Raw genomic sequence first — 12,211 nt, forward strand, 5'->3', positions numbered from 1 at the left:
GTATATAATCATAATTTTGACTATTTCGCAGAAATGAACGTAAATGATTCACTATATTATCAATTCTATCTACTTGCTGTGAAATATTCAATACGCTTTTTATAACCTCGCCTACCGGCAATTTACCTTTCGACTGATGGCGTAAAAGAATTGTTTCTGCCAAAAGCCGGATGGCGTTTAATGGCTGATTTATTTCATGGGCGATGCCGCCGCCGATAATAGCCAGCGTTGTCACTCTCGCAGCGCGTTCGATAGCTGCCCTGGCTTCAGCAATCCTAATCTCGGCTTCTTTTTGGGAGGTGATATCCCGCCCTACCGACTGATACTCAACAATGTCCCCCACGGCATTAAAGATCGCCCGGTTATTCCATTGAACCCAGCGATTGCCGTCAGCTGTACCAAATTGATATTCTGAAAACGCCACAGGGTTTTCCGGACTAAGCAGGTTAAACATACGCAGAATAGACTCCCGGTGGGCTGGTGGTACAAAGTGGATAAAATTCTCACCAATGATTTCGTTCATGCTTTTCCCGAAATAACGGCAAAAGGCGCTATTAACAAAGGTTAGCCTGCCATCAGGCAAAATCCGGCGTATTAGATCTACTTGATCCTCAACAACTACCCGGTAGCGGGCCTCACTTTCCATCAGCTGTTGTTCTACTTGCTTTTGCGTTGTAATATCCCGGCCCACAGACTGAAATTCGAGCAGCCTGTCACAGTCATCAAAAATTGCCCGGTTTACCCACTGCTGCCACCGGACTTGTGAATCCCTGCCAATTAGCTTTCGCTCAGTCATAGCGACCGGGCTATCGACAGTTAACGAAAATATCTGCTCTTTAAACCTATCCCGGTCATCCGGAGATATGAGTGACATAACATTCTCCCCGATAAGCTCTTCCATCGACTTACCGAAATAACGGCAAAACGCACTGTTGACAAATGTCAAGCGACCATCAGGCAAAAACCGCCGAATCAAATCCACCTGATCTTCTACTACTGCCCGGTACCGTGCTTCACTCTCCTTTAACTGCTGTTCCACATGCTTCTGCGCAGTAATATCCCTGCCGACAGATTGAAATTCAACAATACTGCCGCAATCATCGAAGATAGCCCGGTTTACCCATTGCTGCCAACGAACCTGCCCATCCGGGCTAACAAACTTTCGCTCTACCATCGCAACAGGATTGTCAACAGTCAGGGAAAATATCTGTTCTTTGAATTTTTCCCATTCTTCCGCGGCAATAAGCGAGATGACATTCTGCCCAATAAGTTGGTCCATCGTTTTGCCAAAATACCGGCAAAACGAGCTATTGACAAAAGTTAAACGGCCATTCGGAAGAAACCGCCTGATCAAATCCACCTGATCCTCGATGACTGCCCGATAACGCGCCTCGCTTTTTTTCAGGGCTTCTTCTGCCTGCCTTCGCATCGAAACATCTGAGGCGATAATCTGTAAGTGCTCGTCGGCAAATGACTCTATACTTAATTCTACGGAAAAGCTGGTGCCATCTTCACGCAGACACGTTATATTCCCTTCTACCGTTTTTCCCTGCCGGGCTTCTTTGATATAGTGTCTTGCTAAAGAATTGTCGTGAGTTGCAATAAATTCAAAGATGCTTTTGCCTGTCATATTGGTCGCGTAATAACAAAACATCCTTAATCCACTTGGGTTTACAGTGACCAAACAATCGTTAGCATCAATGATAAGAACCCCGTTGGAAGTTTTGCGGGCAAGCATTCCATATCGTGCTTCAATACTATGCTTGTCCGTACTACCCCGATTCATACTACTCATATGAAATCTCCGATCTTTCTTAATTGAAAGTTTTAGCTATCCAATCAGCCTTATTGGCTTACAATTCTAACAACCGGCACTGCAAAACACTGTTTTATCGCCGGTAAAAAGCGGCTAAGTAGTATTGATCTATACATTTCCCTTCTTGTAATCAGGAGCAACTGATCCCCTACTTTTCGCAGCGAAACAAGTGAGTCAATGTACCGCTCAAAATCTTCGGTGCCCATCACAGCCCTCAATTCGGCTAATGCCACCGACAGTTGTGGTGCTTCGTGAGCAATACGCTCTGTTAGAGGAGAAAACGGGACTGAATATCTTGTCATATTAAATAAGATCCTTTGTCATCAGAATGTGGGGAATGCCCTCTTCAATAAATACATCTGACATTCTTTTATAGCCCAACTTATTATAGAAATGTTCTGCATGAGTTTGTCCATGCAGTTTTACTTTAGTTAAGCCCTGCTCTTTTGCAATTTCCTCCAGTTTCCCGACAATCTGTCTTCCTAATCCATATTGGCGATATGCAGCCAGAACACAAATTCTTTCTAATTTTGCAATGCCGTCAATAATTCGAAATCGTCCGGTACCAACAGGAAGTTTATCTTCATTATATACAAGAATATGCTCTGCCAAAGCCTCATGTTCATCAATCTCAGCTTCCTGGGGGACTCCTTGCTCTGTAACAAATACTGCTACTCTTATCCGCAAAGCTTCATCTAATTGGCATTGAGTGGTAACACGTTGTACTTCCAATGTATCTTCCCGCCTTTATGTTTTGTGTTTCATGTTTTTCATTCGCCATCACCAGGGCCTCTTCCTCTAGTGCAGGTCATGGGTGGTCGCTTATTTACAGTTCAAAGCAGATAAGCTAGTATTATAATCAGACAGTCAAAGGCAGACTAACTATCACTCATTGTTCAATAAAATGCATCTCCATCGCAGCAGCCTGGGGCTCCTTCATCTACATTAACCGAAAAATTTCGCGTAGCTTGGGGACTCTCAACCTGGGAGTCCTTTTCATCATATTTCTGTCCTGCCACCGGCTGCCCTGTTTCCGTAATAATATTAATTAGTACTAGAGGAGACGGCCTATGAAACGTTTAGTACCCCAAACATTACGCAATAAGATGATTCTATTTACCTTGATCATCGTAAGTATACCGCTACTTCTGACCGGGTATGTAATCAAGCTGGAAACACAAGAAGCACTATTGGTCGAAAAGCAGACGAAATTATTTGGTATTGCCTCATTGTTGGACAACTACCTTGGCGAAGGCTATTCTGCAATACTGACGGCAAAAAATATGCAACATGCCGATCGTGCGACACAGATAAACGTACTAAATGAGGCTTTGAAAAATTACACAGACACCTTGACCGGTGCTTATCCCGGGGTTGGGGCCGGCTACTATAGCAAGGAACTTGATGCAATTATTACTTATGGCCCTAGTAGTAATTACGCAGATAAGGTTGGCATTGCCATCGGTCCTAGTCATCCAGGCCATAAGGTTATGAATACAAACGAACGCCTGGTTGAATTTGCGCCAATGGTACGAGGAGATATTATGAATGCCATGATTCCGGTTGTGCGGCATGGCGAGGTGATTGGTTATATCTGGGCAAACGAACTGACAGATGACATCCACGCCCAAATGGCGTCGATGGACAACAATATCTACCTGTCTGTGGGTATCGGGATTATTGTCAGTTTACTGTTAATCTTCTGGATGACCAGGGGATTTATCCATAATGTGGAGACCATTAAAAATAATTTGGAACAGCTGCGTTTTGATTTGCGTCACAAGATCAGCCCGATGGAGGGAGAAATGGGACAGATTAGTGATGCCATCAACCATATGGCGCGCTCCCTGCTCAATGCCCAGACGCTAAATGAGAATATTATGCACAGTATTGCCGACGGTGTTATCACGGTTGATATTAATGGTACCATAACCAGTGCCAATAAGTCTGCTGAAGCCTTAACAGGCTTTATTTGCGCCGAGATTGTCGATAAGCCTTATAAGGAAATCTTTTGTGAAGGCCGGCATTTTAACAGTTTGCTGTTAGATACCCTGGCAACAGGAACAAACTATATCGGAATTGAGATGGATTATCCGGTTAAGAATAGAGATATTTACATCAGTATCAGTACCAGCCGCTTGAAAGACAGTACTGATAAGATCATTGGCGCAGTTGTCGTATTCAAAGATCTGACCGAACAGCACCGCTTGCAGGCTCAGATGCTGCGAGCCGAGCGCTTAGCATCCCTGGGGGAATTAATGGCCGGTGTTGCCCACGAAATTCGCAACCCGCTCACAGCCATAAAAGGCTTTGTCCAATATTTACAAGGCACCGACAATGAAGAAGAACGAAAAGAATACATGCCTGTAATCATTAAAGAAGTAGACCGGGTAAACCGGGTTATTGAGACACTCTTATATTTTTCCCGCCCCTGTAAAACCAATTATACGCTAGTGGATATCAACAGTTTGATTGAGGAAACGCTGGTATTGGTAAAAAACACCGGTACCAAACACAAATTAGAGTTTAAGCTGCAGTTTGAAAAAACACTGCCGCAAATCGAAGGTGATGCCGAGCAGCTTAAACAGGTTTTGCTTAATCTATTGATTAATGCCATCCAGGCTATTCCCGACCTGGGAACCCTCGAGATTAAGACCTGGCACGGAAATGGCGATTTTATCCATGTACAGATAACAGATACCGGTACCGGTATTAACCCGGCGGATTTGAGCAAAGTTTTTGATCCTTTTTTCACTACCAAAGCCACCGGCACCGGCTTGGGGCTGGCGGTGGTCCAGCGGATCATTAATGCTCATTATGGCCGGATCGATATTCACAGCGAACCCGGGAGCGGCACTGCAGTTACCCTGCAACTTCCGGTTACACATCAGGGAGGCGAGACTGATGAATAATAACTATACAGTTATGGTTGTTGATGATGAGGACAGTGTGCGCAAATTATTGTCAGCAGTTCTAAAACGCGAGGGCTACCAGGTAGTGTGCGCCGGGAGCGGCGAAGAGGCGTTAAGCAAATTCAAGACAGTTCAGCCAGATCTGGTTATTATGGATATCCGCATGCCGAACATTGACGGAATCACAGCCTTTAAAGAAATGCGGCAATTGAGCCAGAATGTCACTGTTATTTTGATGACCGCCTATGCCGCAGTAGAAACAGCAGTCGAAGCCATCAAGTTAGGTGCCTTTGACTATGTTATTAAACCCTTTGATATTGAAGAGGTTAAGTTACTGACCAACCGCGCCATTCAATTGCAAAAAATGACTGAGAAGATTTATGTGTTAAATCAGCAGTTGATTGACAGCTACCGGTTAGACAAGATTATAACCAACAGCCCCAAAATGCAGGAGTTGTGCCAAAACATTAATAAAATTGCCCAGAGTAATGCCAGTGTGCTGATCACCGGCGAAAGCGGTACAGGCAAAGAACTGATTGCCAATACCATCCATTACAATAGTAAGCGGAACAGCGGTCCCTTCATAAAAATCAACTGCGGGGCACTGCCGGAGGGTCTGCTGGACAGTGAACTGTTTGGCCATGAGAAGGGGGCATTTACCGGTGCCATTATGCGCCGCTCCGGCCGGTTTGAGCAAGCCGATCACGGTACACTATTCCTGGATGAAATCGGTGAAATTTCCCCAAATCTGCAGGTCAAGCTCCTAAGAGTACTGCAAGAGCGGGAATTTGAGCGGGTAGGCGGCAATGCAACAATTAAAACCGATATCCGGGTGCTGGCAGCAACAAATCGCAATTTACAGGAAATGGTCAAACAGGGAACCTTCCGCCAGGATTTGTATTACCGGTTAAATGTGGTGTCCCTGGCGGCGCCGCCGCTGCGGGAGCGCCGGGAAGATATTGAGTTATTAGCCGGCTATTTTTTGCAGAAATTCACTGCCGAGAATGAGAAGGCTATCCTGGGTTTTGACCCTGATGTCCTAAGACTGTTGGAAAACTACAACTGGCCGGGCAATGTGCGCGAGCTGGCTAATATCATAGAACGTGCTGTGATTATGAGTACCGGCAGCCGGATTTTTCCGGAAGATCTCCCCGACAATCTCAGGTATAGCAATGAAAGTGACCTGATAAGCTCGTTTGGGTTTGAAAAACCTGAGGGGAAAACCCTGAAAGAGATGATTAAGAAAGTGGAGTGTATGCTCATCAAAGAAGCACTGCAGCGTAATCAGGGCAATAAGGTAAAAACAGCCAAAGAGTTAGGGGTAAGCCGGCGTTCTATTTTATATAAGATACAAGAATATGAGATTGAGTGAGTGCGAAAAAAAGTGCTCACTGCGCAAAAAACTGCGCACCTTTTGTCAAATAAATGCGGTCATTATTTTTAGAGTTGTCTGGATAAAGAAATCTTCAATCTAGTATTTGTAAGTATTCACAAGCCCTTTCGATTTTTTCGACAGGGCTTTTTTTATTTATGGCATGGATTTTGCGTTAGTATAAGACAGCTTGAAATTCTTGTCGTTTAATGGCGGATTACGCAAGCATCCAGTTGATTGCATTACATCAATAATCAGAGTAGCAGGAGGTTAACTATGACAAACAAACAAGTAAGTCTCGAGCAAATTACCGGCTATTTAAAAGACGGCATGACGATCATGGTAGGCGGTTTTTTAGCTGTCGGCACCCCAGAAAGCCTAATACAGGCAATCATCGACAAAAAAGTGCTGAACCTTACCCTGATTGCCAATGATACCGGCTTTCCCGATAAGGGTGTCGGCCGTCTTGTTGTCAACCGTCAGGTTAAAACAGTAATTGCGTCTCACATCGGCACCAATCCTGAAACCGGCAAACAGATGATTGCTCAGGAACTGAACGTTGAGTTGGTGCCGCAAGGCACGCTGGCAGAAAGAGTGCGCTGCGGTGGTGCCGGCCTGGGTGGTGTGCTAACCCCAACCGGTGTAGGCACTATTGTCGAAACAGGAAAACAAAAGCTGTCCGTTGCCGGCGTGGACTATCTTCTGGAAACCCCACTGCGGGCTGACATCGCTTTGATTAGAGCGAAAAAAGCAGATAAAGCAGGCAATCTTGTCTATGATCAATCGGCCCGCAATTTTAATCCATTAATGGCCATGGCTGCCGACTTAGTCATTGCAGAGGTAGATGAGCTGGTTGAAGTAGGGGAAATAGCTCCTGATGAGGTAATGACCCCTGGCGTAGTTGTGGACAAGATTGTTTATTTAGGAGGTTGCTAGTATGAATGCGAAAGAGATCATTGCAAGGCGGGTTGCCTTAGAACTGGAAAATGGCAATGTTGTAAATCTTGGAATTGGTTTGCCAACAATGGTGGTCAACTACCTGCCTGCCGGCGTTGATGTAACCCTGCAGTCCGAGAATGGGTTCGTTGGGTTAGGTTCTTTAACCGGAGCAGCAGACCCGAATCTGGTCAATGCCGGCGGCCAGCCCTGCGGCGTTATTCCCGGCGCCGCCATGTTTGACAGCGCTACCTCGTTCATGCTGATCCGAGGTGGGCATGTTGATGTGACCGTATTAGGAGGACTTGAGGTAGACCAGTCCGGCAATTTAGCCAACTGGATGGTTCCCGGTAAAATGGTTCCCGGCATGGGAGGAGCCATGGATCTGGTCACAGGGGCTAAAAAGGTTATTATCGCTATGGAGCATTGTGCCAAAGACGGTTCGTCCAAAATCCTGCAGGAGTGCCGTCTCCCGCTAACCGGTAAGGGTGTGGTTGATCTAATCATCACAGAACTTGGGGTATTCCGGGTAACCAAAGAGGGGCTTGTTTGTGAGGAAATCGCCGACGGTGTTGATGTTGAGTTTGTTAAAACCCGTACCGAAGCAACCCTGATTATCAGCCCCGATCTTAAACCAATGCAAAATATTTCATAGGAGGAGATACAACAATGGTAGGAGTTATTTCACGTTTTTTTACTAATATTGTTAATAAGTATTTGCCTGACCCATTAGTATTTGCTATATTGCTTACTATTATTACCTTTGTTCTGGGTATCACGATAACCCCGCATTCGGCCATGGATATGGTCAACATGTGGGGTGACGGTTTTTGGAATCTGTTAGCATTTGCCATGCAAATGGCACTAGTTCTTGTTACCGGCCATGCGCTGGCCAGTTCTGGACCGGTAAAAAAAGGGATGTCCCGCCTGGCTTCGGTGGCTAAAACGCCGGCTCAGGGCGTTATGCTGGTCGGTTTTTGTTCAGCAGTAGCCTGTGTAATTAACTGGGGTTTTGGTTTGGTGGTTGGTGCGATGTTTGCGCGCGAAGTAGCCCGCCGTGTCCCTAAATCTGATTACCGGTTACTCATCGCCACAGCTTATATGGGCTTTTTAACCTGGCATGGCGGTTTCTCCGCTTCTGTTCCGCTAGTAGCGGCTACAGCCGGCAACCCGATGGAAAAAATGGTTGGACTTATCCCCATATCTAATACCATCTTTACTCCGTATAACATTTTCATCACTGTTGGCTTAGTTATTTTAGTGCCGCTAATTGCCCGGATGATGATGCCAAAAGAGCATGAAATTGTTTCCATAGATCCGGCACTGTTGCAAGAAGAAGTTTCTGTTGCCAAAGTATTAGGCCCTGATGCAACGTGGGCGGAGAAAATTGAAGAAAGCCGGATACTGGCCTGGGTTGTTGGCCTGCTCGGCATTGTCTATCTCGGTGCGTATTTTTCTCAAAAAGGGTTCAATCTTAACGTCAATACCGTAAACCTGATGTTCCTGACGATCGGCATTTTGCTGCATAAAACCCCAATGGCTTATGCCCGGGCCATAAGCGCAGCCGCCCGGGGAACGGCGGGGATACTGATTCAATTCCCTTTTTATGCCGGTATTCAGATCATGATGGAACATTCCGGCCTTGGCGGCATTATTACAAACTGGTTTGTTAATGTCGCAACCGCAGAAACCTTTCCCATCATGGCCTTCTTCAGTTCAGCATTAATCAACTTTGCCGTACCTTCCGGCGGCGGACACTGGGTTGTCCAGGGTCCTTTCGTAATGCCTGCCGCCCAGGCCTTAGGCGCTGATATGGGTAAAGCCGCTATGGCCATTGCCTATGGCGAAGCCTGGATGAATATGGCCCAACCGTTCTGGGCCCTACCGGCATTAGCCATAGCCGGACTGGGTGTCCGTGATATTATGGGTTATTGCGTTACCGCCTTGTTATTCTCCGGCGTGATCTTTATTATCGGCCTGCATTTCTTCTAATCAAGACATCAAACAACACTAACTAATATATACAAAGTGGAGGTAAGTAACATGAGAGAAGTAGTTATTGCCAGTGCCGTACGCACCGCAATCGGCAGTTTTAACGGTTCATTGGCACCGTTTTCAGCAGTCGAGCTGGGAGCCCATGTCATCAGCGAGGCTGTCACCCGGGCCGGCATTGCCAAAGATTCAATTGATGAGGTCATATTTGGTAATGTACTGCAAGCCGGTCTTGGCCAAAACCCGGCACGGCAGGCTGCTGTTAAAGCCGGTCTGTCTGTCGAAACACCCTCTTACACAATAAATAAAGTATGCGGTTCCGGCTTAAAAACTGTCAACCTGGCCGCACAGGCCATTCTCGCCGGCGACGCCGATATTGTTGTTGCCGGTGGCATGGAAAGCATGACTAATGCGCCGTATCTATTAGATGCCAAGGCCCGCTGGGGTTATCGCATGGGCAATGCTAAGCTAACCGACATTATGATACAAGATGGCCTTTGGTGCGCATTTAATGACTACCATATGGGCATTACTGCCGAAAATGTTGCCGAGCAATATGGTATTAGCCGCCAGGAACAAGACCAGGTGGCTGCTGAATCCCAGAGCAAAGCCGCTAAAGCCATTGCCGAAGGAGCCTTTAAACAGGAAATTACCCCCCTTATTATTAAAACCAAAAAAGGCGAAGTCGTAGTGGACACTGACGAGTATCCCCGGGCAGGAACTACCTTCGAGGCTTTGAGCAAACTAAAGCCCGCCTTCAAAAAAGACGGCACCGTAACCGCCGGCAACGCCTCCGGCATCAATGACGGCGGCGCAGCACTTGTCATCATGTCCGGCGATAAGGCCCGGGAACTGGGCATTAAACCGCTGGCCAGAATCCGCTCCTATGCCTCCGGCGGCGTTGACCCAAGCATTATGGGGGTTGGCCCGGTCCCGGCAACCCGGAAAGCCCTGGCTAAAGCCGGGTTAACAATCAGCGATATTGATCTGATTGAAGCCAATGAAGCCTTTGCGGCTCAATTCCTTGCTGTCGGTAAAGAATTAGGTTTCGCTCAGGAAAAAGTAAATATTTACGGCGGCGCCATTGCGCTCGGTCATCCAATTGGCGCCAGCGGCGCGCGTATCCTTGTCACTTTATTGCATGCCCTGGAACGCAACAATAAAAAGCTGGGCCTGGCTACCCTCTGCATTGGCGGCGGCCAGGGTGTTGCCACCATTATAGAAAGAATTTAAAATTACCTCAGGCTAATAATACACTTTTCAGAAGACAAAAAAGATTGCTTCCCCTGGTCAAATGACCTATAGGGGAAGCAATCTTTTTACTTGAAACAGCCCGGTATGGAGGACGAGGGGACGGTGGTACTGTCTTGATGAGTTCCTTCTTGAATAGGCATTGATTCTTATCAGTTAGTAAATCCGGCAAAATAACAGAAGAATAATAGGGAGGTAACTCGCCAGACACAACCACCGTCCCCCAGTCACCCCTGGTCTCCGTCACCCCTTATTAAGCAACGCTGGAAGTTCGGATTTTCTGGCTTGCACATTTAGTAAAAATTTTCTACTCAATATATTTATCATCGTTGATATAGATTTCGCGCGGCCGGGGATGGCTTGCAAAATCGTATGGGCTTAGAGTATAACTATAGGCACCGGCATTATTGACACAGAGTATATCTCCAATCCGGGGTTTAGGAAGATAAACATCCTTTGCCAGCAGATCGGTCGATGTACAGAGATTCCCCGCCACAGAAACAAGTTCTAATGGTTCACCCTGTCTTGCGGGAATGGAAACCTCAAACGCATTCAGTCCGGAAAACAGCGGTTCAAAAGGTTTGCTTGCCTCATTAAGTGAAATTTGCCGGAAAATATTCATAATTGATGGCCGAAGAAAACCGTTAAGCCCGCCATGCACAATAGCAAATTTCTGGCCTCTGGATTCTTTTACATCGACAATTTTAGTGTAAAAACTACCGGCTTCTGAAACAAGGAATCGGCCGCTTTCAATAATTAACCGTATCTTATCTTTTGCGACAATCGCCTGGTTATCGACCAACTCCTGCATTTGCAATTGCAGTGTTTGCCAGTTAATTGCTGAATCTCCTTTTGTGTAAGGAATACCAAAGCCGCCGCCAAAATCTATAAAGGATAAGTTCCAGTTCATTTGGGTTATACAGGTGCTTGCAAGTTCAAAAATTCTTTTAAAATAAGCATATAGTACATTTTCATCTAAAATCTGGCTCCTGAGATAAACATGTATCCCTATTATTTCTACACATTGTAATGTTTCGATAAAGCCCTTATTGTCCAATAAACTTTCTTCATCCACACCAAATTTACTTGAAGCCCCCTCCGCTATCTCCGGAGCAGAACCCATCGTAACAGTAAAGTTGGGATTGATCCTAAGGCCCACTGCCGCCTTTTTCCCCTGTTGCGCGCACAGGTCATTGATCATAGCGAGTTCATTATAGGAATCTGCAATAATAACAGCCTTATCAAGGGTATTAATAATATCTTCAGCGGTTTTTCCTGGTGAGGAGTACAAAATATCCTTTTTATCAAAACCAGCCTCATACGCTTTCATGACTTCGTTGGCTGACGCTGCATCAGCACCAAGTCCCTGATTACTCATATAGCGGCATATATGCTTATTGGGATTTGTTTTAATTGAATAAAAGATGTTAAAACCCGGCAGTGCTTCTTTTAAGATAGATACCTGCCTGGCAATCACGTCCTCCTCATACAGGTATATAGGAAATCCATAGTCGCACACAATTCTATCAACCGTTGTCATATCTGCCATCCTGTATCGCCTCCAGCCACAATAATTATGTATCTCAGTGTACAACCTTTTCTTTAATTGGGCAATGAAGCAATACATTATAATTCAAAACATCGCTATATATGGAACTAAGATCATAACCAATCAGAGTTTTCAAGACGAAGGGACGGTGGTACTGTCTTCAATGAAATTAACCTTAACACAATCCAGTAATAACTACAGAAAAGAACAGGGAAATAACTTGCCAGACACAACCACCGTCCCCTCGTCTTCTTTTTTATAGCAGAATGTTGATACTTTATCCAAAAATATGCGCTATCGTGTATGGCCTGGCGAAAAAGTTCAGTAAATCAAAATAAGAAAAGGAACGGCCTATAAAAATCCAGATTATAGGAGTTTAAATC

General features: G+C 45.6%; 10 protein-coding genes. 6 read left to right on the forward strand and 4 right to left on the reverse strand.

Features of this window, described 5'->3' with window-relative positions:
- The 3 genes from VN379_RS11160 to VN379_RS11170 all read right to left on the reverse strand — a co-directional run.
- On the reverse strand, positions 1 to 1,795 hold a 1,795-nt coding region (locus VN379_RS11160; protein WP_325533785.1), incomplete at its 3' end, for a PAS domain S-box protein.
- Positions 1,796 to 1,845: 50 nt separating this feature from the next.
- Positions 1,846 to 2,118, reverse strand: coding sequence for a hypothetical protein (locus VN379_RS11165; RefSeq protein WP_325533787.1), 273 nt, complete (start codon positions 2,116 to 2,118; stop codon positions 1,846 to 1,848).
- Between the two features lies 1 nt (position 2,119).
- Positions 2,120 to 2,548, reverse strand: coding sequence for a GNAT family N-acetyltransferase (locus VN379_RS11170; protein WP_325533789.1), 429 nt, complete (start codon positions 2,546 to 2,548; stop codon positions 2,120 to 2,122).
- A 338-nt stretch (positions 2,549 to 2,886) separates the two neighbouring features.
- Between VN379_RS11170 and atoS the strand changes: the two genes are divergently transcribed.
- From atoS to VN379_RS11200, 6 genes are all read left to right on the forward strand, one after another.
- Positions 2,887 to 4,728 carry a two-component system sensor histidine kinase AtoS gene (atoS, locus tag VN379_RS11175; protein ID WP_325533791.1) on the forward strand — a complete coding sequence of 614 codons (1,842 nt, stop codon included), beginning with the start codon at positions 2,887 to 2,889 and terminating at the stop codon, positions 4,726 to 4,728.
- Entirely contained in the window at positions 4,721 to 6,100 is a 1,380-nt protein-coding gene (locus VN379_RS11180) for a sigma 54-interacting transcriptional regulator (RefSeq protein ID WP_325533793.1), read from the forward strand. Before atoS ends, VN379_RS11180 begins: the two co-directional genes overlap by 8 nt.
- A gap of 276 nt (positions 6,101 to 6,376) precedes the next feature.
- Positions 6,377 to 7,036: an acetate CoA-transferase subunit alpha gene (gene atoD / locus VN379_RS11185; RefSeq protein WP_325533795.1), complete on the forward strand. Its 660-nt coding sequence runs from the start codon at positions 6,377 to 6,379 to the stop codon at positions 7,034 to 7,036.
- 1 nt (position 7,037) lies between these two features.
- Positions 7,038 to 7,691: a 3-oxoacid CoA-transferase subunit B gene (locus VN379_RS11190; protein ID WP_325533797.1), complete on the forward strand. Its 654-nt coding sequence runs from the start codon at positions 7,038 to 7,040 to the stop codon at positions 7,689 to 7,691.
- 14 nt (positions 7,692 to 7,705) lie between these two features.
- Positions 7,706 to 9,028, forward strand: a complete 1,323-nt coding sequence (locus VN379_RS11195) for a TIGR00366 family protein (protein WP_325533799.1) — start codon at positions 7,706 to 7,708, stop codon at positions 9,026 to 9,028.
- Between the two features lie 51 nt (positions 9,029 to 9,079).
- Complete coding sequence (locus VN379_RS11200) at positions 9,080 to 10,261, forward strand: acetyl-CoA C-acetyltransferase (RefSeq protein ID WP_325533801.1); 1,182 nt, start codon at positions 9,080 to 9,082, stop codon at positions 10,259 to 10,261.
- 325 nt (positions 10,262 to 10,586) lie between these two features.
- Here the strand turns inward: VN379_RS11200 and VN379_RS11205 are convergent, their stop codons facing one another.
- Positions 10,587 to 11,828 (reverse strand): hypothetical protein, encoded by a 1,242-nt coding sequence (locus tag VN379_RS11205; protein WP_325533803.1) that lies wholly within the window; start codon positions 11,826 to 11,828, stop codon positions 10,587 to 10,589.
- Positions 11,829 to 12,211 lie beyond the last annotated feature (383 nt).

The organism is Sporomusa sp., from assembly GCF_035561255.1.
Lineage (GTDB): Bacteria > Bacillota > Negativicutes > Sporomusales > Sporomusaceae > Sporomusa.

What these genes read in the sequence shown, in the direction of transcription:
- VN379_RS11165 (WP_325533787.1), bottom strand. Translation starts at nt 2,118, where the DNA reads ATGACAAGATATTCAGTCCCGTTTTCTCCTCTAACAGAGCGTATTGCT.
- atoS (WP_325533791.1), top strand. Translation starts at nt 2,887, where the DNA reads ATGAAACGTTTAGTACCCCAAACATTACGCAATAAGATGATTCTATTT.
- VN379_RS11180 (WP_325533793.1), top strand. Translation starts at nt 4,721, where the DNA reads ATGAATAATAACTATACAGTTATGGTTGTTGATGATGAGGACAGTGTG.
- atoD (WP_325533795.1), top strand. Translation starts at nt 6,377, where the DNA reads ATGACAAACAAACAAGTAAGTCTCGAGCAAATTACCGGCTATTTAAAA.
- VN379_RS11190 (WP_325533797.1), top strand. Translation starts at nt 7,038, where the DNA reads ATGAATGCGAAAGAGATCATTGCAAGGCGGGTTGCCTTAGAACTGGAA.
- VN379_RS11195 (WP_325533799.1), top strand. Translation starts at nt 7,706, where the DNA reads ATGGTAGGAGTTATTTCACGTTTTTTTACTAATATTGTTAATAAGTAT.
- VN379_RS11200 (WP_325533801.1), top strand. Translation starts at nt 9,080, where the DNA reads ATGAGAGAAGTAGTTATTGCCAGTGCCGTACGCACCGCAATCGGCAGT.
- VN379_RS11205 (WP_325533803.1), bottom strand. Translation starts at nt 11,828, where the DNA reads ATGGCAGATATGACAACGGTTGATAGAATTGTGTGCGACTATGGATTT.